The sequence below is a fragment of the Klebsiella sp. RCJ4 genome, assembly GCF_009025755.1.
GTDB lineage: Bacteria > Pseudomonadota > Gammaproteobacteria > Enterobacterales > Enterobacteriaceae > Klebsiella > Klebsiella michiganensis.
Genome location: NZ_WCIN01000040.1, coordinates 109861 through 136140 on the forward strand (window position 1 = coordinate 109861; position 26280 = coordinate 136140).

26 protein-coding genes and 1 pseudogene are annotated in these 26280 nt (G+C 56.1%); 13 read left to right on the forward strand and 14 right to left on the reverse strand.

Translation table 11 applies throughout. The features are described from left to right. Positions 1-7 precede the first annotated feature (7 nt). The gene (locus F8562_RS17690) at positions 8-346 is read left to right on the forward strand and encodes a YebY family protein (RefSeq protein ID WP_004103344.1); all 339 of its coding nucleotides are present in this window, start codon (positions 8-10) and stop codon (positions 344-346) included. 384 nt (positions 347-730) lie between these two features. Here F8562_RS17690 and F8562_RS17695 read toward each other — a convergent pair whose 3' ends face one another. The 7 genes from F8562_RS17695 to F8562_RS17725 all read right to left on the reverse strand — a co-directional run bounded on the left by F8562_RS17695 (position 731) and on the right by F8562_RS17725 (position 7692). Then, complete coding sequence (locus F8562_RS17695) at positions 731-1690, reverse strand: spore coat protein U domain-containing protein (protein ID WP_014229836.1); 960 nt, start codon at positions 1688-1690, stop codon at positions 731-733. 14 nt (positions 1691-1704) lie between these two features. Beyond that, a complete protein-coding gene (locus F8562_RS17700; protein WP_014229835.1) occupies positions 1705-4035 on the reverse strand; it encodes a fimbria/pilus outer membrane usher protein in 2331 nt (776 codons plus the stop codon). 2 nt (positions 4036-4037) lie between these two features. Then, entirely contained in the window at positions 4038-4802 is a 765-nt protein-coding gene (locus F8562_RS17705; protein ID WP_014229834.1) for a molecular chaperone, read from the reverse strand. An 18-nt stretch (positions 4803-4820) separates the two neighbouring features. Further along, a complete protein-coding gene (locus F8562_RS17710; protein WP_004852079.1) occupies positions 4821-5339 on the reverse strand; it encodes a spore coat U domain-containing protein in 519 nt (172 codons plus the stop codon). Between the two features lie 22 nt (positions 5340-5361). Next, a complete protein-coding gene (locus F8562_RS17715; protein WP_014229832.1) occupies positions 5362-5913 on the reverse strand; it encodes a spore coat U domain-containing protein in 552 nt (183 codons plus the stop codon). Between the two features lie 579 nt (positions 5914-6492). Then, positions 6493-6636, reverse strand: a complete 144-nt coding sequence (locus tag F8562_RS17720) for an Ecr family regulatory small membrane protein (protein WP_009651986.1) — start codon at positions 6634-6636, stop codon at positions 6493-6495. Positions 6637-6747: 111 nt separating this feature from the next. Further along, a complete protein-coding gene (locus F8562_RS17725; protein ID WP_014838819.1) occupies positions 6748-7692 on the reverse strand; it encodes a VirK/YbjX family protein in 945 nt (314 codons plus the stop codon). Positions 7693-7855: 163 nt separating this feature from the next. On the opposite strand from F8562_RS17725, the gene pphA reads away from it, so the two are divergent. Then, positions 7856-8509: a protein-serine/threonine phosphatase gene (gene pphA, locus F8562_RS17730; protein ID WP_014229829.1), complete on the forward strand. Its 654-nt coding sequence runs from the start codon at positions 7856-7858 to the stop codon at positions 8507-8509. Here pphA and F8562_RS17735 read toward each other — a convergent pair. From F8562_RS17735 to yebS, 5 genes are all read right to left on the reverse strand, one after another. Beyond that, positions 8506-8697, reverse strand: a complete 192-nt coding sequence (locus F8562_RS17735; RefSeq protein ID WP_004122014.1) for a YebW family protein — start codon at positions 8695-8697, stop codon at positions 8506-8508. The genes pphA and F8562_RS17735 overlap by 4 nt on opposite strands. 97 nt (positions 8698-8794) lie before the next feature. After that, positions 8795-9034, reverse strand: a complete 240-nt coding sequence (locus F8562_RS17740) for a YebV family protein (RefSeq protein ID WP_004852069.1) — start codon at positions 9032-9034, stop codon at positions 8795-8797. Between the two features lie 115 nt (positions 9035-9149). Beyond that, positions 9150-10583, reverse strand: a complete 1434-nt coding sequence (gene rsmF / locus F8562_RS17745; RefSeq protein ID WP_042934115.1) for a 16S rRNA (cytosine(1407)-C(5))-methyltransferase RsmF — start codon at positions 10581-10583, stop codon at positions 9150-9152. 79 nt (positions 10584-10662) lie between these two features. After that, the gene (locus F8562_RS17750; RefSeq protein ID WP_014838817.1) at positions 10663-13296 is read right to left on the reverse strand and encodes a PqiB family protein; all 2634 of its coding nucleotides are present in this window, start codon (positions 13294-13296) and stop codon (positions 10663-10665) included. Then, entirely contained in the window at positions 13265-14548 is a 1284-nt protein-coding gene (gene yebS, locus F8562_RS17755) for a membrane integrity lipid transport subunit YebS (protein ID WP_014229826.1), read from the reverse strand. Before yebS ends, F8562_RS17750 begins: the two co-directional genes overlap by 32 nt. Positions 14549-14680: 132 nt before the next feature. Between yebS and F8562_RS17760 the strand changes: the two genes are divergently transcribed. The 4 genes from F8562_RS17760 (at position 14681) to htpX (ending at position 19145) form a co-directional block, all read left to right on the forward strand. Next, complete coding sequence (locus F8562_RS17760; protein WP_014229825.1) at positions 14681-15178, forward strand: GAF domain-containing protein; 498 nt, start codon at positions 14681-14683, stop codon at positions 15176-15178. A gap of 97 nt (positions 15179-15275) precedes the next feature. Then, the gene (proQ, locus tag F8562_RS17765) at positions 15276-15959 is read left to right on the forward strand and encodes an RNA chaperone ProQ (protein ID WP_004852059.1); all 684 of its coding nucleotides are present in this window, start codon (positions 15276-15278) and stop codon (positions 15957-15959) included. 19 nt (positions 15960-15978) lie between these two features. Then, a complete protein-coding gene (gene prc / locus F8562_RS17770; RefSeq protein WP_014838815.1) occupies positions 15979-18027 on the forward strand; it encodes a carboxy terminal-processing peptidase in 2049 nt (682 codons plus the stop codon). Positions 18028-18263: 236 nt separating this feature from the next. Further along, the gene (gene htpX, locus F8562_RS17775; protein ID WP_014229823.1) at positions 18264-19145 is read left to right on the forward strand and encodes a protease HtpX; all 882 of its coding nucleotides are present in this window, start codon (positions 18264-18266) and stop codon (positions 19143-19145) included. 71 nt (positions 19146-19216) lie between these two features. On the opposite strand, the gene F8562_RS17780 is transcribed toward htpX, so the two are convergent. Next, on the reverse strand, positions 19217-20590 hold the full coding sequence (locus F8562_RS17780) for an MFS transporter (RefSeq protein WP_014229822.1): 1374 nt from the start codon (positions 20588-20590) through the stop codon (positions 19217-19219). 177 nt (positions 20591-20767) lie between these two features. Between F8562_RS17780 and kdgR the strand changes: the two genes are divergently transcribed. Beyond that, on the forward strand, positions 20768-21559 hold the full coding sequence (kdgR, locus tag F8562_RS17785; protein ID WP_014229821.1) for a DNA-binding transcriptional regulator KdgR: 792 nt from the start codon (positions 20768-20770) through the stop codon (positions 21557-21559). Positions 21560-21603: 44 nt separating this feature from the next. Here the strand turns inward: kdgR and F8562_RS17790 are convergent, their stop codons facing one another. Beyond that, positions 21604-21843, reverse strand: coding sequence for a YobH family protein (locus F8562_RS17790; RefSeq protein ID WP_004122000.1), 240 nt, complete (start codon positions 21841-21843; stop codon positions 21604-21606). A gap of 159 nt (positions 21844-22002) precedes the next feature. Between F8562_RS17790 and mgrB the strand changes: the two genes are divergently transcribed. From mgrB to rlmA, 6 genes and pseudogenes are all read left to right on the forward strand, one after another. After that, positions 22003-22146, forward strand: coding sequence for a PhoP/PhoQ regulator MgrB (gene mgrB / locus F8562_RS17795; RefSeq protein ID WP_002911375.1), 144 nt, complete (start codon positions 22003-22005; stop codon positions 22144-22146). A gap of 74 nt (positions 22147-22220) precedes the next feature. Beyond that, entirely contained in the window at positions 22221-22511 is a 291-nt protein-coding gene (locus F8562_RS17800; protein ID WP_004103312.1) for a YebO family protein, read from the forward strand. Positions 22512-23121: 610 nt separating this feature from the next. Beyond that, positions 23122-23267: pseudogene (locus F8562_RS17805) on the forward strand (DUF2627 domain-containing protein). Positions 23268-23279: 12 nt separating this feature from the next. After that, entirely contained in the window at positions 23280-23489 is a 210-nt protein-coding gene (gene cspE, locus F8562_RS17810; RefSeq protein ID WP_001062678.1) for a transcription antiterminator/RNA stability regulator CspE, read from the forward strand. Positions 23490-23678: 189 nt separating this feature from the next. Then, positions 23679-25424: a peptidoglycan glycosyltransferase FtsI gene (gene ftsI / locus F8562_RS17815; protein ID WP_014229820.1), complete on the forward strand. Its 1746-nt coding sequence runs from the start codon at positions 23679-23681 to the stop codon at positions 25422-25424. Between the two features lie 60 nt (positions 25425-25484). Further along, positions 25485-26279 (forward strand): 23S rRNA (guanine(745)-N(1))-methyltransferase, encoded by a 795-nt coding sequence (gene rlmA, locus F8562_RS17820; protein WP_014838813.1) that lies wholly within the window; start codon positions 25485-25487, stop codon positions 26277-26279. Position 26280 lies beyond the last annotated feature (1 nt).

Below are 26280 nucleotides of genomic sequence, written 5' to 3' on the forward strand. Positions count from 1 at the left end.
TTAAATCATGAAAAAAATCGTTCTGACAATGTTGTTACTGGCAAGTTCTGGCGCTGCGCTGGCGGCACCGCAGGTGATTACCGTAAGCCGCTTTGAGGTGGGTAAGGAGAGCTGGGCGTTTAACCGTGAAGAGGTGATGCTGACCTGCCGTCCGGGCAACGCGCTGTTCGCCATTAATCCCAGTACCCTGGTGCAGTACCCGCTAAACGACATCGCCGAACAGCAGATGAAAGACGGTAAAACCAACGCGCAGCCGATTTCTGTGATCCAGATTGACGATCCGCAGCAGCCGGGACAAAAAATGAGCCTGGCGCCCTTTATTGAGCGCGCGCAGAAGCTCTGCTGAGCGCCGCCTGCATCCCGCTGTATTTACATGAAAAAAACCGCCATCCCCCGATACCGGGCGTGGCGGTTTTTTGTTGGCATCAGCAATTTTGATACGAATTATTCGTCCACTTTTGTCGCGGACTGGAAAACCTGACACGGTAAACTATTCTTATAAGGCAAGGCGACTTAGCCTGCATTAATGCCAACTTTTAGCGCACGGCTCTCTCCCAAGAGCCATTTCCCTGGACCGAATACAGGAATCGTGTTCGGTCTCTTTTTATCTGTTTTTCACAAACCGCAGATTCCATTGCAAAACCCCAGTCGCTTTTTTCGGGGCTTTTTTCTTATACCACAACAATAATTTCCTAAACATTTCTTTTACAAAAAATCGTCTGCTAACGTTTTAGTAGCTCACGGTCACCAGTACGGTATCGCTGTAGGTTCCCGCAGGCTGGTTGCTCTGGGTCGGGTTAATCTTGAGGGTGTAGTTCGCGGACTGCGCGGCGCCGGAGCCGGTTACGCTGAGATTGTTGCTTTCCGTCCAGGCGCTGCCGTTGGGCTGGTAAAACTGATACTGCAGCCAGGCGGTTGGTTGGTTCGCAATGGGCTGGCTCATCTGCCGCCAGTCGCCGACGCTGGCGTTAGTGCTGGCGAGGTTGACGGTGTAGGCCGCGTTTTTAGTGCAGCGGATGGCAAGCTGGCCGCTGTAGTGGCTAAAACCGGACGGAAGAGCGGCAGAGGCAAATTCGACGTCCGGCGCGCTGTCGATATAGCAAACATTGGTCACCTTCACCGACACGTTGACCGTAGAGGTCAGGGTTCCGTTATTCGGAATACATATCTTAATGCCCAGCAGATCGAGCCCGACGTAGCAGAATCGGTACACCCAGGTGATGGTTAACACATCGGTATAGGTACCGGCGGGGACGTTGGCTCCCGGCGTGGTTCTGAAGTAGAGCGGCATGGTGCCATCGCCTGAGTTAAATAAACCCAGCAGTTCGAGCAGCGTTGTTCTGGACCAGCTAATCACGCCGCCGTCCTGATAGGCCGGCGAGCACGAGGCGTCAGAACAGACGCTATAAGGGATGGCATCGCCCGCGCCATTAAGCAGCCGCGGAACGCCGTTGCTCTTGTTGGCCGACGCCAGAGTGGCGCTTAACGTATTGGTTGAGTTGAGCGCCACCAGTTCCGGGGTGCAGTAAAACCCCGCGCCGGCCATCACGCCCTGAGGCGCGCTGTTGAGCGCAAAGGAATCCACCGGGCCGATCGCTGGCGCACTGGTTTTGATGCTGCAGGCGGCCAGCGCGGTGCTGGCTTGCCCGAGCGCTAAGAGCATCGCGAATACGAGGATAATACTTTTCAACGTTATCTCCGCTGTTAAGAGGGGCAGCTGACCGGACCTATCCGCTGCGGAACCGGCGTTGAGGACGGAAGTTCGAACTGAATGCTGCAACGAAGCTCTCCGGCGTTTATTTTGACTTCGTTGTGGCGTCCAAGGTGCGAGAACCAGACCACGCCGTCATAGCCCACCAGGCCGCGCTGCTTGCTGTTAACCTCCTCGACCGGCGTACCGACCGGCAGCGGTTGCCCCCTGGCATCGACGAAGACGAGGGTTGCCGAGCGCACGCGGTTCACCGGGAAATCGACCAGCGCTCCGCTGCCTTCGCGCACGGCGATGCGTTTCTCCACCGTCAGAGCTTCGGTGTCCGTTGGCAGCGGTAGCGTATCGAGGGTGACTTTCCCCGGATACCACGCCGTCGCCCACGGGATCAGCAGATGACCATTTTTATCGGTCACGCCGACTTTGCGATTTTCATAATTCACCGCAATATTCGGGTAGTTGCCGGTGGAGACGACGATAAAGGCGTCGTTAATTTGCCGGGCGAAAAACAGACTGTTATCCATCAGCACCACCGAGCCCGCGGCCTCAAACCAGCTGTGACGATCGTCGCGCGACCCGTAGTAGCCTCCGCTCAGCGTTGACACGCGGTTGATCCAGGTCAGATCCGCCTGACTATAGTTATCGCCGCCGATCGAATGGGCGAGGTTCCAGCCCAGCCCGCCTTCTGCCGGAGCAGAGCGGCTGACGCTGATATTTTCTCCCCATTGTCCGGCGCTGGCGCGCTGGCCGCTTAGCTGGACGGAGGTTTGCGAATCGAAAGGGATGATGACCTGCAGCATGCTGGCGTAGCTACCTTCCTGCAGATCGCGGTTGACGCTCAGGCTGAGGCTGCTGCTGAGCCACAGGCCGCGGCTCCAGGAGAGGTTCAGCAGCCGGGTGCGCGAATTATCCTCGGCTTTGATATCAAAGTAGCCAATGCTAAAAGAACCGAGGGTTCGTCCCCACGGACTCAGGCTCAGCGTGGCCTGGTCTGACTGACGGCTGAGCGTGGCGGTAGACCCATAGGTGCTGAGGTTGTCGTAGCTGGCGCTGCGGCGGATATGTTGATAGCTCACTCCCCAGCTACTGCCATAGTAAGAGTAACCCGAGGTGAACTGGTTTCCGTCTCCCTCGCCACGGCTGGCGCTGCCCGACAGGCTGAGGGTGCCCAGATTCCCCACGCCGATATCGCTGCCAATGCCGGCATTGGTTAACCCTTCGCGGTCTTCGGTATGCGTAGAAAGCGTGAGCCAGTTGTTGAATCCGTAGCGATAAATAGCGCTTACCGCGCCGGCGCCATAATCGGCACTCCTGATACCGTAGTTGTTGCGCAGGGCGCCGAGGGTGAAATCAAAATCGCTCAGTCCTTCCCGCAGCAGGGTATTGGAGACATAAAAAGGGATGCTGGTGGAGACCTGGCGACCCAGAGCGTCGGTGGTCACTACGGTGGCTTCGCCGGCGCCGCTGATCCAGGGAACGTTGGTCAGCGTATAGGGGCCGCCATTGATTTGCGCAGAGCTGCTCTTATAGCCGTTGATAAACAGATCGACGCTCGAAGGAACCGCCGCGCTGCCGGATAAGTTAAGCAGCGGATATGTCACCAGATCCGGGCGAACGCTGAAGTTGCGGCTCAGGCGTAGCCCCCCCATGCGCACGGAACTGCTCCACGTCAGGGCGTTACTGACCACGTCCCCGGCCTGGTAGCTAATCATTTGGTCGCTATCGCTGTACTTCCACAGGGTGTCGTAGCGCATATAGCCCTGCTGCTCGTAGCCCGTCGAAGACCAGTTTTGCCGAATCACGGCGTTATTGGAAAGGACGCCCGGCGGGCCGAAAAGGCGCGTTTCGGTGAAGGTGCTGGTGGTTTGCGAACCGCCGGATGAAAAGAGGCTGTAAGCGTCGTAGTTAAATAAAATTCCTGGGCTGCTTATCGCGGTCTGGCCAGGTTGTTCCGTGGTCCCCCCGATGTGCTGCTCGGGGAGCCATTTGTCCGGAACCTGGAGCTTGAGGATCTGACCCGGCTGGTCATATTCCACTTTCACCGAGGGGAGCGTCGTCACATCAACCAGCGCGTCGCCGGTTTGCAGGGGAATATGCGCTTGCTGCAACACGCTGGCCGCGATCCAGTAGTGGCCAGCGTTGACCTTTACCGGAACGGCGCCGGCAAGAATATTGCCGTTGACCGATACGCTGAGGTACAGCTCGTACTCCTGCTTTTCGCCGTAGGATGCCGCAGGCGCAGGCAGGGAATCATAGGTCGCGGCGCAGGCCGTTACCGACGCCATCGCCAGCAGCCCCCCGGACGCCGTCCTTTTCAGATCTCTCATTTTTAACGATTCGCCGGAATTTCCACCGCCTGACCGTTATCCGTTAATTTCGCGAACAGATGCATTCCTGACGGCACGGAAGCGTTTCCGGCGCTCGGGAAACAGCTCTTTTTCTGCGCCAGAACGTAGCCGAGAAGACCATTAGCCTGGGGAATGCGCCCCTTACCGTTCGCGTTCGCCCAGTAAACCGCGCTGAGGCGCGCGTGCTGATTGCCTCTGTTTTCGATGCACAGCGTCTGGCGGTTATTTTGCTGCGAGAGCGACCAGCGCAGCGTGGCCCTTACCGGTTCGACTGAACCCGCGTTCTTTAGCGGCGTAACGCCCTGCCCATAGGTAAACAGCGGCAGGACATAGCGCATGCGCATTTTCAGCCCGGCGGCGTTCTGTTCCGTCTGCGCCGCGGGTTGCGCGGCAGGGATCTCATCGATAACAATGCGATAGGAGTGCTCTTTGCCGTTTGCGATGGGGGCGACGCGCATGAGCCGCACCAGCTGGCGCTGCCCCGGCGCTACCGTGGTAAAAGGCGGGCTGGCGACAACATCCCGCTGATCGGCGTAGACGTCCGCTGACGCTTTTTGATCCCAGGCAAACACGCGCAGCTGCAAATTAACCGGCGCGCTGCCGCGATTCTCCAGCCACAGTTCAGACCCTGTTTCGTGGCTTTCGATCGTTTGAAATATCGGCCATACCAGAACGGAGCTGGCGGCCAGCACGGATGAGGGAAGCAATAAAGCGAATATAAACGGCGCAAATCTACAGCGAATCATAGTTAACCTGTGAATTATCTAATAGGTCAGCGTGACGGTGACCGTGTCGGTATAGGAGCCCACCGCCGGGAAGCCATTCGTGGCAAAAAGGCGGCCATAAACCGTGTAGGTTTGCGTGGTGCTCGGAAAGGATGCGACGCTCAGGGCCAGCGTACTGCTGCCCCAAACGTTAGCGCGGTTGGCGTCCTGATAAAGCTGGTACGCCAGCGTGCTGCTGTTGCCGTTCGACATGTAGCGCTGAGTGGCTGAGCCGCCGTTGACGCCATAGTCGAGGGCGATTGAAATAGCGGTGCCGGGCGTGCAGGTCACGATGATGGAACCTGCGCCGGCGGTACTCGCGACATCCACGTTGCTGTAAAGCGATGACAGGGTGCCAAAATTCAGCGTGCCGAAGTCCGTCGTTTGGGAGCCGTCCCCGGCGCCCAGCGCGCAGCCTGCGGTTATCTGCGCGGAGACTTTGAACGTCTTTTGGGCAACGGCGGCATGGGCGCCCGAGGTAAAAAGCAGAAGTAATGTAAGCCACTCTGGTCGAAGCATGAAGCCCATTTTCCTTATGCGGTTACCAGGCTAAGGTCGCGGTGACAATGTCGTCATACACATCGGCTGTCGGCGCGTTGACGCTCTGGTCTTCGGGGCGAATGCGGGCAAAAACAGGAATCGCCTGTGGATTCCCTGTGCCAATGATAGGTATCGTGCCGCCAGGCAGGATTTCGTTATTGCGGGCGGCATCCGAATAGAGCCGATAGGCAATCTGCTGGGTGCCACCGGCGTTTTTCATATAGCGCAGCGCAGCATCGCCAGACTGGCCGCCGTCAAGCGTCAGGGTCGAGGCAAGATCCTCGGTGCAGGTCACGGTTAGGGCGTTTCCGCCGCCGCTGCCGGTGATCTCCGCATCAATGGAGTTGGCTAAATCGCCATAGGAGCCGAAATTAATGTTGCCCCAGCGGTTGTTTTCGCCATTGCGGACATTCGATACGCTGCATCCGCTGCCGAGCGTCACCTGGACGCCAATCTGGCCGCTTAAGGTTCCCGCTGCAGAAGCCGGTTGAAGAATGACTATGGCGCTCAGTAAGCCGCCCAGGAGACTGCGCGAGATCGTTGTGACGTTCATAGAGAACCTCTTAGTGGAAAGCCGCTGAAGAAAAACAACAATGTAGCGATAGACGTTGGTCACCGATTAAGTGCCGCGGTTTTGTTGGTTAACGTATAACTACTCCTGCAAGATATGTGTAATTTTGTATTTATGGCTGGTTATGTGTTTTTTATTGGATTATTGTTCTGTGTTTATGCCTTTTATGTGGATGCAAACTCTTTTTGTTAATTAATTGTTGGTGTTATGTTTTTTAATTGTGTTTTGAAGGGGCGTGAAAATAGGGCGATTTTTTCTTAAATCACAATCTGGCGCAAAGTTTGCAACAAAAAATCTGGACAAAAAGGCGGGTATAGACACTGGAGGCGCCGTTGAGCAAGGGCGAGGAGAAAACACCTGCACAAAATCAGGCCCATAGTGCAGGTGAACTTTACGGGCCAACATCGGAAGTGACCCAGTATACACATTTGTATGACAAATGAAATAATAGATAAGAGACGGTTTTTCACTTTTTTGGCGGTTATTCTTCTGACCGCGCTATGGGTTATTGTCAGGGAGGCAAAGGGGGCGAACGGCGGCGTGAAAATAATGGACAACGATTTATTCTGGCGCCACAAAAGAGGGGTACAGCCATGTTTCCAGAAAGCTCACCAGAAACCATATTTGTCCGCTAAAAATAAACCACAGAGCAGCGGTCAAAATAATCAACAGGATAGCCAGCAGGAGTAATTCTGTTTTGCTCATAACTTCACTAGCCGTCCGCAAGGAGTACAACGAAGTTATGATAGTAACTAAAGCGCCGTTGAAGATGCAAACGCCGTTGTGCTAAACGGCGTTGGCGAAGCGGCGGGAGAGCTAATCCATGAGTATCGCCATCTGAGCGGCCATATCATCCAGCAGCTGGAAGCGGCGACGATATTCGGCGCGTTTCTTACTGGCGATGCTCTCAAGCGTCTTTCTTTCCAGCTGCAGCGGCAGACGCCAGCGCCAGGCGCCGTCGGCGACCCCATCGATAGAGTGCCAGAACTCATTATAGCTGGCGTGAAAATGGCGCCCTTTACTCAGCCGATAGCGCAGCGCGCGGAAGACGTGGCCGCTGTCGCTGACCCCGTAAATGTGATGAATGTTGCAACGCGCCGCCATTAACCAGATAAATTCCATCAGCAGGCGTTTCGGGAACAGGCCGTAACAGGCGCGGGTCGCCCGTTTAATCACTTCGTGCGGAACGGTGCTGCGCGGCCCCTGCAGGCCGCCGATAGTCAACTGCCATTGCTCCTGCTGGCGGGTGACGCTAAAGGTCGCGCTGGCAAGCACAATCTCATCGCTATCGCGCAGCCACAGCGTCGTTTCGCCCTCGCGTTCGGCTTTGCCCGCCGAGGAAGCGGAGAGCGTAAACCGGCTGTCGTCTTTGCCTGTCAGCTCAAGCAGCGGCACATCTTTAGCTGCGGTCATGGCCCCGGCGAGGCGCGAGGCGCCCAGGGAATCAACGAACTGATAGTGGCTGATAATGGCCTGGGCGCGCTGGCTGGCGTTTAACCCGCGGATTAAATACTGGCGATGGACTTTGCCCGGCAGCGTCACCTGAGCGGCGAGCAGCTGATTGAAATCCGCACGCGCCGACAGGCTCTCCAGCATGCTGCGCGTTGGCGCATAAAATAATGCCGTGCGCAGTAAAAACTTAAGCCGGTAATGACGTTGTTGCCAGATGGGGGCGGGGGTGATCCGGCCCATCACCAGATCGGCAATGAGATTTGGGCGTCGCTCAACTACGCTGGCTGAATGCAGGCTGTTATCCGTCACGATGAATACCTCGGTGTTATTTAGCCTCTATTCTATGGATATATCGTGGGGAGCTTAATGCCCGGCCGGACTATATTTGGCTTTCGTTTAAAATCGATTGAGGTGCCAATTTACGGGCGGTGAAGCCGCGGGTTTTCCTATAATTATGCGAGGAGGACGAAATATGTATCAGCGTATTTACGGTTGCGACTGGCGTAATATCTGGCTGGTGGGCGACCTGCACGGCTGTTTCGCACGCCTGATGGCGGCCCTTCGTGAGCGCAAGTTTGACCCTTACCAGGATCTGCTTCTTTCGGTGGGCGATCTGATCGATCGAGGGCCACAAAGCGCGGAGTGTCTGGATTTACTGCGCTATCGCTGGGTTTACGCGGTGCGTGGAAACCATGAACAGATGGCGCTGGAGGCGCTTGCCGACGGCGATATGAGGCTCTGGGAGATGAACGGAGGCGACTGGTATACGCAGCGTGCGGCGAGCCAAAAGCAACGCCTTACGGCGCTTATTGCCCGCTGCCGCCGACTGCCGTTGATTATTGAACTCCACAGCGGTGAGCAGGTGCACGTGATTGCCCACGCTGATTACCCCGCCGCGGTTTATCGCTGGCAGCGCGCTGTCGATGAGCACCAGGTGCTGTGGCGTCGGCAGCGTCTTACTGACCACCTCGCCGGGCGTCACGGCGCGATTGCCGGCGCAGACCATTTCTGGTTCGGCCATACGCCGCTGAAACGACGCTACGACAGCGATAACCAGCACTATATCGATACGGGGGCCGTGTTTGGTGGAGAGCTAACCCTGGTGGCGCTACAGCTGGCAGGCTAAAAATCGCTGTATTCTCGGGCGGGAAGCCAGAAACTATCGATAAAATCTTCTACCGGAAAGCAGCCGCCGTGGCGTATCCGCTGATCGTCCATGGCCGTTGTGCACTGCCGCTCGTTATCGTAAACATCGACAACGATATCTTCACAGCCGCCGTCCAGGTAACAAATAAACAGCACTAAGGCAAACATCCGAGCCTCATATCCTGAAAAACATAGCGTTAAGTGTAGGAGATGACGGAGAAGCGGGGAAATAAATAACCCGTCTCAGGCGACGGGTTCAATTGAGTCAGGCGAGGCGCATGACCCAGGCATCGGACTGGCGATCGTAGTGCTTACGGTAGAGGACGGAATGTTCACCATCAAGTATGGCGGGTACGCTGGTGTCCGCGTCCCATGCATCAAGCTGCATGCATAAATCCGGATCGGATTTGCAGGGGATGCTTAACGTTCGCTCTCCCTGCTGTTCGCCGTGCAGTTCGGCGTCGTCTATCTCAAACGCGCCGATACGTACGTTAGTTTTGGCCATAAATTCACCCCGTTTGTCTGCTGAGTTGTGGTACGACCAGTTAAGGCCGCCATTTTTCAGCGTAGACAAACGGGCGTAAAGCGCCAGTGAAAAAATGCTGTTTTTCGACGCGCCATCACGCTTTTTTGCTAAAAAGCTTACCGTCACGCACCAGTTCGCGGGGATAGCTATTTTTTAAACGCGACCCGACTTTTTTCGCCAGCCCGATCGGCGCGCCCTGATAGGTGACAATCGCATCATCCTTCTGCGGGAGCGTTTCAGGATAGATATCGCGACCGCGATACCACTCTTCCGCTTCGGCCTCCGTCAGCGCCAGGGGAGCGGCCGGCGCGGCAAGCGCAATCACCGCTTCGTGCTGCCAGCGGTAGCCTTTGTTATGGGTTTCGGCGAGCCGGATGCCGATGCGGGAAAAGCGCACTTTGCCGAATAACGCTTCGAGCGCCTGTGGGAATAACCAGATTTCTTTATCGCGCTGCCAGAGCGTATGGTCGGCGGTCCACTGCAAACCGACGGCGGCGGCGGCAGCAATTACGGCGGCGGATTCGCGGGTTTTAAGCGGCGTGAAGGGGAATTTCCCCACTTTATAACCCGGCGCCGGGAGCGGGTCGATGGCCGCGGTTTTACGTAAACGGGCGACGAAGAACCCTTCGCAGTCAAAAATCTGCGGGAAGACGTGCAGGAAGCCCTCCTCGGTGAGGGCTTCGCTGGCCTGCGGGAACAGTGAGCCGAGCGGCACGACTTCTACCGCCTGCGGATAGCGCGCCAGCAGCCCGTTGACCACCTCTTCGTTTTCTTGCCGATTCAGGGTACAGGTGGAGTAAACCAGCGTCCCGCCGGGGCGAAGGGCGTGAAACGCGCTGTCAATCAGCTCGCGCTGGGTCACCGCAATTTCCGCGTTGCTTTCCGGCGACCAGTTTTTCAGCGCATCGGGATCTTTACGTACTACCCCTTCGCCGGAGCAGGGGGCGTCGAGCAGGATCGCGTCAAAGCATTCCGGCAGCGCGGCGCCGAATACCCGACCATCGAAATGGGTCAGCGCCACGTTGCTGATTCCACAGCGGCTGATGTTGGCGTGCAGGACTTTAACCCGGCTGGCGGAATATTCATTGGCCAGAATGCCGCCTTCATTACCCATGCGGGCGGCGATTTGCGTGGTTTTAGAACCCGGCGCGGCGGCGACGTCCATCACCCGCTTCGGCATCTGGCCGTCGGCAAACAGCGCGGCAACCGGCAGCATGGAGCTGGCTTCCTGGATGTAAAACAGCCCGCTAAGGTGCTCGGCCGTGCTGCCCAGCGGCAGGTCGTCTTCATCTTCACGCTCGATCCAGAAACCCTCTTCGCACCACGGAACCGGCGTGAGCTGCCAGCGGTAGGGGGCGACCAGCTGCAAAAAATCAGCCACCGTGATTTTCAGCGTATTGACGCGAATGCTTCGCCGCAGCGGGCGCTGGCAGGCGGCGATAAAGTCGTCAAAAGAGAGATGCGTCGGCATTGCCGCACGCATTTGAGCGAGGAATTCTTCAGGAAGATAGACAGCGTTTTGAGCCACGGGGAGCGCACCACAACGAAAAAAAGGGGGCGTAGTTTACCATAAAGGCTCCGGCGGCGGACACCGGAGCCTGTTATGCTTAGCGCGGCAGGGCGGTGCCCCATTCGCGCCACTCTTTCGGTTCGCTCTCCAGCAGCAGGAAGTGTTTGCCATCCTGCGCTTTCGGCGCCAGCGGCGTACCCGGAGGCGTCGCAAACGCGATGCCGCCGCGAATGAACTGATTAAAGGTACCGGTTTTCACCACCCCGCCAATCAGGCCAAAGTCGAGGCTATAGCCGGAAGCCAGCCAGAACACCGAGTTGTTGCGCACCAGATACTGATAACGCTTGCTGATACGCAGCTGTACCATCACGCGATCCGACATCGAACCGAGCATCAGACCGGTCACCGTGCCGACTTCGAGCCCGCGGAACAGCACCGGCGTGCCGATACCCAGCGAACCCGCTTCCGGTACTTCGACGATAATGCTCAGGCCGTCGATATAACGTGAATCGCTGATCGTGGTTTCCTGTATTTCGAAATCACGGCGCGGCGCACCGCGTCCCGGCTCGACGTTGATATAGGCCTGGAAAAGGGTATCCAGATGTTCAACGCCCGCCGCGGATATCTGCGGCGTAATTACCGAGAAACGCGTCCCGGCGCGGGCAAAGGTATTGACGTATTCCGGGTAGAGAACCGCTTTCGCCTGCACTTCGTTTTTCGCGGTAATTAAATTCAGCGACTGGATCTGGCCAATATCAATCCCCAGGTAGCGAATTGGCATCCCTTCGGCGATTTTACCGGCGTCGAAGGCGTGCAGGGTTATCTGCCCACCCACCGCGCGGGCGGCGGTTTCTGACGCATACAGTACGCGTTTGTTATCGATCCGCGCGCTGGCGCTGGCGCCGCTGAGGTTATCAAAGCTAATCGCGCCCTTCAGCGCGCGGGAGAGCGGGGATGCCTGCACCGTCAGGCCGCTACCGTTAAGCTGCACTTTCGCGCCGCCCTCGGCCCAGAACACGCTGTTGCTGGTCAGCAGATGGCGATATTCCGGCTTGATATGGATATTGATCTCAAAGGCGTTCTTGCGCGGCTGCACGGTGATGATTTCCCCGACCGCAAATTTACGGTACAGCACCACGGAGCCTGCCTGCACGTCCGGCAGCGTCTCGGCTGAGAGCGTAAGCGTGGTGGTCGGCAGATCGCTCATGCTGTTTTCCAGCGCCTTTTCCTGGTTCGCGTACAGCGGATAGCGGCTTTGCATCGCCCCTTTGTCGCCCGGGATAATGCGGATCCCGCCGCTGACCCATTCGCTGGCGCTGGCCCCGAGGAACTCCACGCCATCGATGCCGACTTTAACGTCGATGCGGCTGTTGACCACGAATTTGCTATCGCCGCGTACCAGAGAACGGTACTCCGGCATCACCGCCACCTGGAACGTGACGCCATCGGCGTTCAGCTTGCGCTCCAGAACCTGGCCAATCTGCACGCCGTGCAGAATCAGCGGCTGCCCGGCGTCGATGCCGTAGCTTTCCGGCGCGGTGAGCGTGACGGTCGCGACATCCGGCTCTTCCAGAATGGATTTATCGGCAGGCAGCACCGCAAACTGGTTACGGGGTTCACCCTCGCCGGGGACCAGCTCGAAGGTGGTGCCGGTTAGCAGGGCGCTGACGCTGGGGTTATCCAGCGAGATTTTTGGCTTCTTCATCTGAATCAGCGTCTTCTCGCGCAGCAGGCTGACGACGCTCGGGTCGACGGTCATTTCGCCGGTCACTTTCCCGTCGCCATTGAGATTCAGCTTACTGAGCTGGCCGACCTCCAGGCCCTGGTACATCAGCGGCGTAGAGCCCGCTTTTAAGCCTGCGCCATCCGGGAGATCCAGTTTAACCACCACGCCGCGCTGGCTGTGCGCCAGGTCTTCGTATAAGTGATAGTCCGTGTTTTGCTGAGCCTGTGGAGAATCATCCGGGGAATCAAAGGCGATAGCGCCGTTCACCAGCGCCGAGAGGCTGTCCAGCTGGACTTTCGCTCCGCTCAGGCTGACGTCCGCCTTCACGCCGGATACGTTCCAGAAACGGCTCTCTTTTTTCACCAGGTTGGTGAAACGCCGCTCGATCAGCACATCAATGGTGACGCCCTGATTGTTCGGATTAATGGCGTAGTCATATACCCGGCCGACCGGAATTTTGCGGAAATAGACCAGCGAGCCGCTGGTTAACGAACCCAAGTCCGCTGACTTGAGATGAATCATCAGCTCGCCGTTGTTGATGTGGTACTTCGGCTGGGTATCGAGGGCGACAAAGTGATCCTCGGGCTCGCCCTGGCCGGGCATCATGCCGATATAGTTACCGCCCACCAGCGCATCCAGGCCGGACACGCCGGCGAGAGAAGCCTTCGGCGTTACCAGCCAGAACTGCGTCTCCTTGCGCAGCGCATCTTTCATATCGCCCTTGACGCTGGCGGAAACCTCAATTTTGCTCAGATCTTTACTCAGCGAGATGTTCTCCACCGTACCGACTTCTACCCCCTGATAGCGGATAGGCGTGCGGCCAGGGACGATACCGTTAGCGGACTGGAAGTCGATAACGATCGTCGTACCGCGATCCTGGTAGCTGGTCCATATCAGCCAGCCGGCAATCAGCAGCGCGATGACCGGCAGCAGCCAAAATGGCGAGATACGGCGTTTAGTTTTAATTTTGGCTTCAGTCGGCGAAGCGGGCGTTTCCTGACTCATGTGCGTCCCAAAGTAAGCGGCTGTCCAGCCATTCAACAGCAAGGATAGTTAATATTACCGCGGCGCCAAAATAGACCGCGGCGGGCCCCATCGTAAACGCGAGGAGCTGATCGCGGTTGATCAGCGACATGGTTAATGCGATGACAAAAAGATCCAACATAGACCAGCGGCCGATCCAGGTAATCAGCCGCAGTAGCAGGATGCGGGTACGTAACCCCTGTTCACACTTGAATTGTATGCTGACCAGCAGCGTAAACAATACAATTACTTTGGTGAATGGGACCAGAATACTGGCGATGAACACGACGCCGGCGATAGCGACGTTGCTGCTGGCCAGCGACATAATGCCGGAAAGGATGGTGTCATCCTGACGTGCGCCGTTGACGTAGATAATCGAGATCGGCAGCAGGTTGGCAGGCAGCAGGAAAACCATTGACGCAATCAGCGCAGCCCAGCTCTTTTGCAGGCTCTGGCGGCGTCTGTGGCGCAGGGGAGTGTGGCAGCGACGGCAGCGGCCGCGCGAATCGCGATGGCCGGTATAATGGCAGCCGAGGCAAACCTGCAGGTTTTCATCCGGCCGCAGCGCCGGGCGCTGGGGGTAAAAACGCTCCCAGAGCTCCTCCACGTTCATATGGATAAGCGTCAGGATACTGAGCAGGGTGAGGGAGATATAGGCGATAAGCCCGATGCCCGGCTGCAGGAAGGCGTAATCCTGCACCTTAATGGAGGCGACGCCGATGCCGACCAGGTAAATATCCAGCATCACCCACTCTTTGAGCCGCTCCAGCATCAGCAGTATCGGGCGCAGATTCATGCCCAGCACGTTGCCCAGCCACAGATAGGCGATTGAGACCACCAGCAGCACCGGCGCCACGACCGCGCAAAATAGCACCATCGCCGCCGTGAGCGGATCGCCCTGGCCGGTCATTTGCCAGATGCCCTGAAGGACGTTAGCGTCGATACGCACGCCCAGCAGATGCAAACGCAGCAGCGGTTCGCTCCAGGCAAAAGGCATCAGCAGCAGCATCGCGATTGCCATGCTGCCCAGCCGGGTAAGCGACCAGTCGCGGCCATCGCGCACTTTGGCGTTGCAGCGGGGACACCAGGCGCTTTGATTCTTTTTAAGGACCGGTAAACGAAACAGCAGGTCGCACTGCGGACAGCGCTGATAGTGAGCGTGCTCAACGGGGGCGCTGACCGAGTAGACGATCATTTTTTTTGCTGGCGTAATCCTGGGTGTTTTTAGTGGCATTTATAGCTTACAGAAATGAGTGTATCTCTCTATCTTAACTCAGGAATGAATTCATCTTGAGCATGAATGCATTTAAAGCTTATTTTATTAGGCTGTAAGTGTAAGGTAGTAAGACAACTAAGCGACCAAATAATGAACAAATCAGAATTCTACGCGGATTTGAACCGCGATTTTCAGGCGTTAATGGCAGGCGAAACCAGTTTTCTGGCGATGATTTCAAATACCAGCGCGCTGCTGTTCGAGCGGCTGACCGACGTGAACTGGGCCGGCTTCTATCTTCTGGAAGGTGACACGCTGGTTCTTGGCCCGTTCCAGGGCAAGCTGGCCTGCGTGCGGATTCCGGTCGGACGCGGCGTATGCGGGACTGCCGTCGCGCAGAATCGCGTGCAGCGGGTAGAGGATGTTCACGCGTTTGATGGGCACATCGCCTGTGACGCCGCCAGTAATTCGGAAATTGTCTTCCCGTTACGGGTGAACAATCAAACTATCGGCGTCCTGGATATCGATAGCACGGCGCATTCCCGCTTCACCGCTGAAGATGAGCAGGGACTGGCAGAACTGGTCGCGCATCTGGAAAAACTCATTTCTGCGACTGATTATCAAAAAATATTCACCCGCGTCGCAGGATAATCAACGGATAACGTAGCATTTACCGATGACGTCATTATAATGACGCCTGTTCATGCCTGCGGCTTGTTGGCTACGTCCGTTGTAATCAGGAAATTTCATGGAAAATCAACCTAAGTTGAATAGCAGTAAAGAAGTCATTGCGTTTCTGGCCGAACGTTTCCCTCAGTGTTTTAGCGCTGAAGGCGAAGCTCGCCCCCTGAAAGTCGGTATTTTTCAGGATCTCGTTGAGCGCGTTGGCGGAGAGATGAATCTCAGCAAAACCCAACTTCGCGCTGCTTTGCGTCTTTATACTTCGAGCTGGCGCTACCTGTACGGCGTTAAGCCTGGCGCAGTCCGCGTTGACCTTGACGGCAACCCGTGCGGCGAACTGGAAGAGCAGCACGTTGCTCATGCCCGTCAGCAGCTTGAAGAAGCAAAAGCCCGCGTCCAGGCGCAGCGCGAAGCGCAGCAGGCCAAAAAACGCGAAGCCGCTGCCGCAGCAGGCCAGCCGGAAGAGGGGGCACGTCGCGAGCGTAAACCGCGTCCTCAGCCTCAGGCGCGTCGTAAAGACGGCGCTGAGCAGCGTAAACCTCGCCCGGCAGCAGCAGCCAAAGCGCCGCGCGAAGAGCGTCATACCCCTGTATCAGATGTGTCTGTATTGACCGTTGGCCAGGCACTGAAGGTGAAAGCAGGCAATAATGCAATGGACGCCACCGTCCTGGAAATCACCAAAGATGGCGTTCGTGTACAGCTGACTTCTGGTATGTCAATGATTGTACGCGCAGAACACCTGGTGTTCTGAAACGGAGGCCGGGCCAGGCATGAACAAATTCTTTAAGCTCACCGCGTTGGCGGGCCTGCTGGTAATCGCAGGCCAGTCGTTCGCCGTGGACGATATCACCCGGGTCGATCAAATCCCCGTGCTGAAAGAAGAGCCGCAGCACGCGACGGTGAGCGAGCGCGTCACATCGCGCTTTACCCGCTCTCACTACCGGCAGTTCGATCTTGATAATGCCTTTTCGGCAAAAATTTTCGATCGCTACCTGAACCTGCTCGACTACAGCCATAACGTGCTGTTAGCCAGCGACGTGGCCCAGTTTGCCGCGAAAAAGAATCAAATCGGCGATGAGCTGCGCAGCGGGAAGCTGGACGTTTTTTACGACCTGTATAACCTGGCGCAGAAGCGTCGATTTGAGCGTTATCAATATGCATTGAAAGTGCTGGAACGTCCGATGGACTTTACCGGCAATGACAACTTCAACCTTGACCGCAGCAAGTCTCCCTGGCCGAAAGATGAGGCCGAGCTGAATGCGCTGTGGGACGCCAAGGTGAAGTTTGATCAGCTCAGCCTCAAGCTGGCTGGCAAAGATGATAAAGAGATTCGCGAGACCCTAACCCGTCGCTACAAGTTTGCCATTCGCCGTCTGGCGCAAACCAATAGTGAAGACGTTTTCTCGCTGGCGATGACCGCCTTTGCGCGTGAAATCGACCCGCATACGAACTATCTCTCTCCGCGCAATACCGAACAGTTCAACACCGAAATGAGCCTGTCTCTCGAAGGTATCGGCGCGGTACTGCAGATGGATGACGACTACACGGTGATCAACTCACTGGTGGCCGGTGGTCCTGCGGCGAAGAGTAAATCCATCAGCGTGGGCGACCGTATCGTTGGCGTTGGGCAGCCGGGTAAAGGCATGGTTGATGTCATCGGCTGGCGTCTTGATGATGTCGTGGCGCTGATTAAAGGTCCCAAGGGCAGCAAGGTTCGTCTGGAAATTCTCCCGGCGGGTAAAGGCGCGAAAACGCGGATTGTGACCCTCACGCGCGAACGCATTCGTCTTGAAGACCGCGCGGTTAAGATGTCAGTCAAAACCGTCGGCAAAGAGAAGGTTGGCGTGCTGGATATTCCGGGTTTCTATGTTGGCCTGACGGACGACGTCAAGGTTCAGCTGCAGAAACTGGAGAAACAGAACGTTAGCAGCATCGTTATCGATCTGCGCAGCAACGGCGGCGGGGCGCTGACCGAAGCGGTTTCGCTTTCTGGCCTGTTTATTCCATCCGGCCCGGTTGTCCAGGTTCGCGATAATAACGGTAAGGTGCGTGAAGACAGCGATACCGACGGCGTGGTGTACTACAAAGGCCCGCTGGTGGTGCTGGTCGACCGTTTCAGCGCCTCGGCTTCTGAAATTTTCGCCGCCGCGATGCAGGACTATGGCCGAGCGCTGATCGTCGGTGAGCCGACCTTTGGCAAGGGGACCGTCCAGCAGTATCGTTCGCTGAACCGCATTTACGATCAGATGCTGCGCCCTGACTGGCCGGCGCTGGGGTCCGTACAGTACACCATCCAGAAATTCTACCGTATTAACGGCGGGAGTACTCAGCGCAAGGGTGTGACGCCGGACATCATGATGCCGACCGGAACCGAAGAGCGTGAAACCGGCGAGCAGTATGAAGATAACGCGCTGCCGTGGGATAGCGTCAATGCGGCAACTTTCGTGAAGTATGGTGACCTGACGCCGTTCGGACCCGAGCTGCTGAAGCGCCACGATGCCCGTATCGCCAAGGATCCTGAGTTCCAGTACATCATGAAGGACATTGCTCGCTATAACGCGATGAAAGACAAACGCAACATCGTCTCCCTGAATTACGCGCAGCGTGAAAAGGAGAATGAAGAAGATGATGCAATTCGTCTGGCCCGCGTTAACGATCGCCTGAAACGCGAAGGCAAGCCGCTACTGAAAAAACTGGAAGATCTGCCGAAGGATTACCAGGAGCCTGACCCGTATCTTGATGAAACGGTTCATATTGCGCTCGACCTGGCCCATGAGGAAAAGGATCGGCCAGCGGTCGAGCCTCCGGCCAGTAAATAATCCCCCAACGGGCACACTAAGTTGTGCCCGTTTTCTTTCTCGCCTTTCCCAACGTTCATTGCCTGATTTCAACAAAATGTCAACGCTTTTGCCCAGCGTCAGCAATATGCTACAAAATGTAAAGTTGTGTCTTTCTCGTGACTTAGCGGGGCCTGATGGTTGAAAATTGGCGTTCTACCCATACCATGTGGGTAATCGCATAGTGCGTTTTGTTAAATCGAGGTTAAAAGAAAATTATGATGCGAATCGCGCTTTTCCTGCTGACCAACCTGGCAGTGATGGTGGTGTTCGGGCTGGTGCTGAGCCTGACGGGAATTCAGTCAAGCAGCATGACCGGGCTGCTGATCATGGCCCTGTTGTTTGGTTTCGGCGGCTCAATCGTTTCGCTGCTGATGTCGAAATGGATGGCGCTGAAATCGGTGGGTGGGGAAGTCATTGAGCAGCCGCGTAACGAAACCGAGCGCTGGCTGATGAATACCGTCGCGCAGCAGGCGCGCCAGGCGGGCATCGCTATGCCGCAGGTCGCTATCTACCATGCGCCGGATATTAACGCCTTCGCGACCGGCGCGCGCCGCGATGCGTCGCTGGTGGCGGTCAGTACCGGGCTGCTGCAGAACATGAGCCGTGATGAAGCGGAAGCGGTTATCGCCCATGAGATTAGCCACATCGCCAACGGTGATATGGTCACCATGACGCTGATCCAGGGGGTAGTGAACACCTTCGTTATCTTTATCTCGCGCGTTATCGCGCAGATTGCGGCGGGCTTCCTCGGCGGCAACCGCGATGAAGGTGAAAGCAGCAACGGCAACCCGCTGATCTACTTTGCGGTAGCCACGGTGCTGGAGCTGGTATTTGGTATTCTGGCCAGCATCATCACCATGTGGTTCTCCCGCTACCGCGAGTTCCATGCGGACGCCGGTTCAGCGAAGCTGGTAGGGCGTGAGAAAATGATCGCCGCGCTGCAGCGTCTGAAAACCAGCTATGAGCCGCAGGAGGCCAGCAGCATGATGGCGTTCTGCATTAACGGCAAAGCGAAATCCATGAGCGAGTTGTTTATGACTCACCCGCCGCTGGATAAACGTATTGAAGCCCTGCGCAGCGGCGAATACCTGAAATAACCGTCGCGTCTGGCCCTGAAAACAAAAATCCGCAACCTTCGGGCTGCGGATTTTTTTATGCCGGTTTTGCGTTACAGCCTGACGCGCGGCTGCGTGACGCGTAGCCCGCTGACGGCGGCCGCGACGACGGCAAACGTTCCGGCCAGCAAAAGGGCGGTGTGGGTTCCGCTATCGCCCAGCAGGTTAAACAGCAGCGCCACCAGCGCGGCGCCAGTGCTCTGTCCAAGCAGGCGCGCGGTCCCCAGCATGCCGCTTGCGCCGCCGCTGCGATGAGCCGGCGCTGACGAGACGATGGTGTGATTGTTGGGGGACTGGAACAGACCAAAGCCCGCGCCGCAGAGCGCCATTCGCCAGATAATATCCAGGTCCGACGGCGCGGAGGGCAGTAAAGCCAGGCCGAACAGGCCGCAGGCCATGATGATTAGACCCATCGCGCCCAGCAGCCCGGCGTGAACTTTCTCAATCAAATATCCCGCCAGCGGCGCCATCACCATAGTGGCCAGCGGCCACGGCGTCAGGAGCAGACCGGTTTCCACTTCGCTACGCCCCATCATTGACTGCAGGAAGAACGGCAGCGAAACCATCGCCAGCATCTGGGCGCAAAAAGAGCATATCGACGTACAAATTGACAGAGAGAATAGCGGAATGCGCAGCAGGTCAACCGGCAGCAGGGGGACCGGCATTTTGAGCTGGCGGCGGACAAAAAAGAACCCGACAACCAGCATGGCCATAACCTCCGCCGCAACCAGCGCGCCTGACTGGCCCTGAGCGAACCCGCCGAGGGCGGTAATCAGTAAGCCAAAAGTGAGGGCATTCATGATGGCGCTCGGCAGGTCGAAGCGGGTAACCTTGCTGCGGCCGGTGTTAGCTGGCAGATAGCGCATCGCGAGAAGCAGTGAAATAATCCCCAGCGGAACGTTAATCAGAAACAGCCATTGCCATGAAGCCATTGAGAGAATCGCGGCGGCGATGGTCGGCCCCGCCGCGGAGGAGACGGCCACCACGAAAGAGTTGATCCCCATCCCGCGGCCGAGAAAGCGCTGAGGATAAATCAGGCGAATCAGCGCGGTGTTCACGCTCATCAGCGCCGCGCCGCCGAGCCCCTGCGCCACGCGCGCCAGGGTCAGCATTTCGAGGCTTCTGGAGAGCGCGCAGGCCAGTGAGGTGAAGGTAAAAAGCACCAGGCCGATTTTATAAATACGCCGGTAGCCGACCATATCACCGAGGAAAGAGAGCGGCAGCAGCGCGATAACGATAGCGATTTGGTAGGCATTAACTATCCAGATTGAAGAGGCCGGGGATGCGTTTAAATCGCTGGCGATGGTCGGCAGGGCGACGTTGGCGATAGCGCCGTCCAGCACCGCCATCGCCAGGCCTAATACAATGGTCAGAATGGCGCCGTAACGCTGCGGTAAAGGCAGCCCATCGGAGATGTTTTTATCCATGTGAAGTCTGTATCTTATCGGGAACTATTAACTGGTTAATAATTTTAGCATTGATTATTCAGCGGCATGTCGCAGATTTGTAACGAATCGGCAGAAGAACGATTGCGGGTAGCGGGATGCGAATTTATAATAAAAACCGGTTCTAATTTTTATAAAACAGTTGCGATGAGGTGATAAATGGCAGTTGCAGATTTGGATAAACAGCCAGATTCTGTCTCTTCGGTATTGAAGGTTTTTGGCATTCTGCAGGCGCTTGGCGAAGAGCGTGAAATTGGCATTACCGAACTGTCCCAGCGCGTCATGATGTCAAAAAGCACCGTTTATCGCTTTTTGCAGACCATGAAATCGCTGGGATACGTAGCTCAGGAAGGCGAATCCGAGAAATATTCTCTGACCCTGAAACTCTTCGAACTTGGCGCGCGGGCTTTGCAGAACGTTGATTTGGTGCGCAGCGCTGATATTCAGATGCGCGAGCTTTCACGCCTGACGAAAGAGACCGTCCACCTGGGCGCCCTGGATGAAGACAGTATTGTTTACATCCACAAAATCGACTCAATGTACAATTTGCGCATGTATTCGCGCATCGGGCGTCGTAACCCGCTGTACAGCACCGCGATCGGTAAAGTGCTGCTGGCCTGGCGCGATCGTGCCGAGGTTGAGCAGATTCTGGAAGGGGTGGAGTACAAACGCAGCACCGACAGAACTATCACCAGCACCGAAGCGCTGCTGGCGGTTCTCGATAAGGTCCGCGAGCAGGGGTATGGCGAAGATAACGAAGAGCAGGAAGAGGGGCTGCGCTGCATCGGGGTTCCGGTTTTCGACCGCTTCGGCGTGGTTATCGCGGGCCTGAGTATCTCTTTCCCGACGCTGCGTTTCTCGGAGGAGCGCCTGAACGAGTACGTGGCGATGCTGCACACGGCGGCGCGTAAAATTTCAGAACAGATGGGCTACAACGATTATCCGTTCTGACCTTGTGCGTAAATCGGGCTACAGCGTCTGTAGCCCGATCGTGACTAGCCGTTATCGACTACCGTGGCGCTTTTTCGCAGGATAGGGCAATCGGTAATGCCGATAATACCGCTGCTGGAATGAACATATTGTGCGGTACTGATGCCGCGAGCCGTGAGATATTTACACTGCAATCCCAGCCCCCCGGCATTCTCACTGCTGCCCATTAATACGCCGTAGCCGCTTAATAATACGCCAATCCACAAGATAGCCAGCACCACAATGGTACGAATGATCAATCGCATTGTTGCCTCATTATTTGTATTATCCTTGCGTCCATTCTGGCATGAACATCGTTTGAAACAAGTCTATGATTCCTAAACTTGCCTTTCGTATTACAGTTAGCCGCGGTTTAAGAAGGTCATGTTATCCTGGCGACATCTGGTACTGATGCGGAGTGTGGAGTGAAAAAATTACGCTGGGTTTTGCTGATAGTCATCATCGCAGGTTGTTTACTGCTATGGACTCAGATGCTTAACGTAATGTGCGATCAGGATGTACAGTTCTTCAGCGGCATCTGCACTATCAATAAATTTATTCCCTGGTAAGACATTTTTAATATGACTGATTTTCTTCTGCCGCGCGGGTGGTAGAATAAACGCCTTCTCTTTGAGGTGGTGAAATGAGTGAGTTACTAAATCCTGGGATTGTAAGCCTGGCATCCGTGGCGCTTTCAGTTGTGCTGTTGCTTGTCGGCCTGTTGTTATGGTTTTTTGTTAATCGCGCCAGCTCGCGCGCTAATGAGCAGATAGCGCTGCTGCAGGCGCTGCTGGATCAGCAAAAGCGGCAAAACGCGCTGCTGCGCCGTCTCTGCGAGGCCAATGAGCCAGAGAAGGAGAGTGCCGCAGAACCTTCCATCGCCGAGAAGGGGAAAGGCGACGACGACTTCATTCGTCTGGTCGCAGAGCGCTAATCTGATTGTCAGGTGTACATCGTGACGGTGTGCGCCTGTATCTCCCCCGGTGTATAACGTATCCTTATCGATAAATTCTCTTCCGACCGTAAACCTGCCCACCGGCAAGCGGAGGCGGCGCGTTTATGCTCTCTTTAATTAGTTTGTTTAATTCATCAAATAAAAGAACAGGAAAGACCCGACTGTCATCAGGCGTTCATTATTGCGGTGAAGTATAGACAATATTTTAAGTACTTCAATTAACGCGCTTCGATATTATGCCATGGGCCGGTAAAGCAATTTTTCAACTATCGATATGAGCTTTTAAATGCATCTTTATGCAATGATTTCTGACTCCCCCTAAAATTGGCAGTTTGGCTCTACGCGGGGCCCGGCAAGCTGAAGTCATTGAGCAATGGCGGATAAACTCCCAGGCAGGGGGCCGTCTCAGCGGCGCCAGCGCGGAGGGAGAAGGATAAGCCAGAGGAAGCAAAGTCGCATAAATGTGCAGGTGATCAAATGATTCCCTTATAATTTGTGCGAGCGATCGAGAGCCGTCTAAAAATGGCTTGCCATTATTTACGTAGTATGTGATAACACCTTTCGGGTTAAACGAGGTACAGTTCTGTTTATGTGTGGCATTTTCAGTAAAGAAGTCCTGAGTAAACACGTTGTCGTTGAATACCGCTTCTCTGCCGAACCTTATATTAGTGCCTCATGCAGTCATGTGTCAGTTTTATCTATGTAAGTGCCCCACGGGCGAAGAAAACAGTCTAAGGAATTTTGCAAATGGCAAAGATTAAAGGTCAAGTTAAGTGGTTCAACGAGTCTAAAGGTTTTGGCTTCATTACTCCGGCTGATGGCAGCAAAGATGTGTTCGTACACTTCTCCGCTATCCAGGGTAACGGCTTCAAAACTCTGGCTGAAGGCCAGAACGTTGAGTTCGAAATTCAGGACGGCCAGAAAGGTCCAGCTGCAGTTAACGTAACTGCTATCTGATTTAGACCACTGAATCTTGTAAGAAAGCCTCGCAGCCGCGGGGCTTTTTAGTCTTTATTGCAAATCATGTCATTTTTCCTCCCTCTGTTGCGCTTTGTTGCAAAACAACATCCTTATTAGCACTGTTTAGCAACCTGTTTTGTATATATCTGTTAAATCAGGTGGTTGCAAAATAATGATGGAGCTAAGGTGCAAAAGAACAAACTTAAGTCAGCCGCTAACTTTACCCCTTTACGGTTTGGGTTGTTATGCGTGGCCATTCTTTGCTGTATGGGTCTGCTGCTGGCCCGGGTAGGCTGGCTGCAAATTGTCTCTCCCGACAATTTGGTTAAACAAGAAGATATGCGCTCCTTGCGCGAAGAGCCTATCGACGTGCAGCGCGGCATGATTAGCGATCGCGAGGGCCGCCCGCTGGCGGTTAGCGTGCCGGTGAGCGCCATCTGGATCGATCCGCAAACAACTCTCGCAAAAGGCGGCGTCGGGTATGGCCCGCGCTGGCAGGCGATGGCGCAAGCTTTACACCTCAACCTTAGCGAGCTTGCCCATCGCGTGCAGGCGCATCCTCATGCGCGTTTTCTCTATCTGGCGCGCCAGATAAACCCGGAGCAGGCGGAGTGGATCGACAAGCTGCACCTGCCGGGGATTAATCTGCGCGATGAGTCGCGTCGTTTTTATCCCGCGGGGCACGTTGCGGCTAATCTGCTGGGCTTTACCAATATCGATAATCAGGGGATCGAGGGGGTAGAGAAAAGCTTTAATGCCCAGCTAACCGGTCAGCCCGGGCGCCGTCTGGTGCGCAAAGACCGGCACGGCAACGTCATCGAAAATATCACCGAAGTCCCGGCGGTCCCGGCCCACAATTTGCAGCTCAGTATCGATGAGCGTCTGCAAACGGTGACCGAGGACGCGCTGGATAACGCCGTGCGCTGGAACAAAGCGGAATCAGGGGCGGCGGTATTAATTAAAATTGATACCGGGGAAATCCTGTCGATGGCCAGCTACCCCGATTTCAACCCTAACAATCGCGATGACGCGAAGCTGGATGATTTCCGCAATCGCGCGATTAGCGATACTTTCGAGCCGGGGTCGACGGTTAAGCCGCTGGTGCTGATGACCGCGCTCCAGCAGGGCATTGTTCAGCCGGATAGCGTGGTGGATACCCATCCGTTTACCCTCGACGGTCATCGTATTCGCGACGTCGGTTACTACCCTGAGCTGTCCCTCACCGGCATTCTGCAAAAATCCAGCGATACCGGCGTTTCACATTTGTCGCTGGCCATGCCGATTCAACATCTTATCGATACCTATAAAGCGTTCGGTTTCGGCGACTCTACCGGTCTGGGATTAACCGGTGAAAGCGCCGGGCTGATGCCGCAGCGTCGCTACTGGGGACAGCTGGACCGGGCGACATTCGCCTTCGGTTACGGCCTGATGGTTACGCCGCTTCAGCTGGCGCACGTTTACGCAACTATCGGCAGCTACGGTATTGAGCGTCCGCTATCGATCACGCGTATCGATCCGCCGGTCATGGGCACCCGAGTGATGCCGGAGCAGATTGTGCATGAAGTCGAACATATGATGGAGAGCGTTGCTTTGCCGGGCGGCGGGGGCACCAAAGCGGCGGTGCGCGACTATCGGGTGGCGGTAAAAACCGGTACCGCCAAGAAAATTGGCCCTGACGGGAAATATATCGACAAATACGTGGCCTACACCGCAGGGGTGGCGCCCGCCAGTAACCCAAAATTTGCGCTGGTAGTGGTGATGAACGACCCCAGCAACGGTTCGTATTACGGTGGAGCAGTGTCGGCGCCGGTATTCAGCCAGATCATGGGCGATGTCCTGCGCCTGGAAAACGTGATGCCAGATGGGATGCCGCAGGGTTCTGAAAACCTGATCGTCATGCATCATGACGGCGTGCTGCCGCCTGCGCTGTAACGGTGGCCTGGAGGGGCGAATAGCGCTACACTTTCGCCCTTTCAGCACACCGGAGTTGCCATGTCTTACAGTTGCCCACTTTGCCACGCGCCGCTTGAGCGCCGCGATAATAGCTTTATCTGCCCGCAGCGGCATCAGTTCGATCTGGCGAAGGAAGGGTACGTCAATTTACTGCCGGTGCAGTTTAAGCGTTCCCGCGATCCGGGCGACAGCGCTGAAATGATGCAGGCCCGGCGGGCGTTTCTCGATGCGGGTCATTATCAGCCGCTTCGCGACGCGATCTGCGCTTATCTGCACACTTTCGCTCCGACCGATTTACTGGACATCGGCTGCGGGGAAGGCTACTACACGCACGCTTTTGCCGCCATCGCCAGCCGCAGCTGGGGTCTGGACGTGTCGAAATCCGCTATCCGCGCGGCGGCAAAACGGTACCCGCAGGTCAACTTTTGCGTCGCCTCCAGCCAGCGTTTACCGTTTGAGGATGCAAGCCTGGATGCGATAGTACGTATTTACGCCCCCTGCAATGCCGTTGAGCTGGCGCGCGTTGTCCGCCCCGGCGGCTGGGTCATCACCGCGACGCCGGGGCCTCGTCACCTGATGGAGCTGAAAGGGTTGATATACGACGAAGTGCGTTTGCACGAGCAAAACGCGGAAGAGATGGCAGGGTTTACGCTACGTCACCAGCAGCAGCTGGCCTATCCGATGCAGCTTAACGGCAGCGAGGCGGAAGCTTTACTGCAAATGACGCCGTTTGCGTGGCGGGCTAAGCCGCCGGTTCGGGAAGCGCTGCGTCAACAGGTGGGATTTGACTGCCAGACCGATTTTGCCATTCACTGCTGGCAGCGCGACGCCTGAG

What these genes read in the sequence shown, in the direction of transcription:
- htpX (WP_014229823.1), top strand. Translation starts at nt 18,264, where the DNA reads ATGATGCGAATCGCGCTTTTCCTGCTGACCAACCTGGCAGTGATGGTG.
- cspE (WP_001062678.1), top strand. Translation starts at nt 23,280, where the DNA reads ATGGCAAAGATTAAAGGTCAAGTTAAGTGGTTCAACGAGTCTAAAGGT.
- prc (WP_014838815.1), top strand. Translation starts at nt 15,979, where the DNA reads ATGAACAAATTCTTTAAGCTCACCGCGTTGGCGGGCCTGCTGGTAATC.
- F8562_RS17690 (WP_004103344.1), top strand. Translation starts at nt 8, where the DNA reads ATGAAAAAAATCGTTCTGACAATGTTGTTACTGGCAAGTTCTGGCGCT.
- proQ (WP_004852059.1), top strand. Translation starts at nt 15,276, where the DNA reads ATGGAAAATCAACCTAAGTTGAATAGCAGTAAAGAAGTCATTGCGTTT.
- F8562_RS17705 (WP_014229834.1), bottom strand. Translation starts at nt 4,802, where the DNA reads ATGATTCGCTGTAGATTTGCGCCGTTTATATTCGCTTTATTGCTTCCC.
- F8562_RS17790 (WP_004122000.1), bottom strand. Translation starts at nt 21,843, where the DNA reads ATGCGATTGATCATTCGTACCATTGTGGTGCTGGCTATCTTGTGGATT.
- F8562_RS17750 (WP_014838817.1), bottom strand. Translation starts at nt 13,296, where the DNA reads ATGAGTCAGGAAACGCCCGCTTCGCCGACTGAAGCCAAAATTAAAACT.
- kdgR (WP_014229821.1), top strand. Translation starts at nt 20,768, where the DNA reads ATGGCAGTTGCAGATTTGGATAAACAGCCAGATTCTGTCTCTTCGGTA.
- rlmA (WP_014838813.1), top strand. Translation starts at nt 25,485, where the DNA reads ATGTCTTACAGTTGCCCACTTTGCCACGCGCCGCTTGAGCGCCGCGAT.
- F8562_RS17780 (WP_014229822.1), bottom strand. Translation starts at nt 20,590, where the DNA reads ATGGATAAAAACATCTCCGATGGGCTGCCTTTACCGCAGCGTTACGGC.
- F8562_RS17720 (WP_009651986.1), bottom strand. Translation starts at nt 6,636, where the DNA reads ATGAGCAAAACAGAATTACTCCTGCTGGCTATCCTGTTGATTATTTTG.
- F8562_RS17715 (WP_014229832.1), bottom strand. Translation starts at nt 5,913, where the DNA reads ATGAACGTCACAACGATCTCGCGCAGTCTCCTGGGCGGCTTACTGAGC.
- yebS (WP_014229826.1), bottom strand. Translation starts at nt 14,548, where the DNA reads ATGCCACTAAAAACACCCAGGATTACGCCAGCAAAAAAAATGATCGTC.
- F8562_RS17800 (WP_004103312.1), top strand. Translation starts at nt 22,221, where the DNA reads ATGAGTGAGTTACTAAATCCTGGGATTGTAAGCCTGGCATCCGTGGCG.
- F8562_RS17740 (WP_004852069.1), bottom strand. Translation starts at nt 9,034, where the DNA reads ATGGCCAAAACTAACGTACGTATCGGCGCGTTTGAGATAGACGACGCC.
- F8562_RS17710 (WP_004852079.1), bottom strand. Translation starts at nt 5,339, where the DNA reads ATGCTTCGACCAGAGTGGCTTACATTACTTCTGCTTTTTACCTCGGGC.
- F8562_RS17700 (WP_014229835.1), bottom strand. Translation starts at nt 4,035, where the DNA reads ATGAGAGATCTGAAAAGGACGGCGTCCGGGGGGCTGCTGGCGATGGCG.
- F8562_RS17760 (WP_014229825.1), top strand. Translation starts at nt 14,681, where the DNA reads ATGAACAAATCAGAATTCTACGCGGATTTGAACCGCGATTTTCAGGCG.
- F8562_RS17735 (WP_004122014.1), bottom strand. Translation starts at nt 8,697, where the DNA reads ATGTTTGCCTTAGTGCTGTTTATTTGTTACCTGGACGGCGGCTGTGAA.
- pphA (WP_014229829.1), top strand. Translation starts at nt 7,856, where the DNA reads ATGTATCAGCGTATTTACGGTTGCGACTGGCGTAATATCTGGCTGGTG.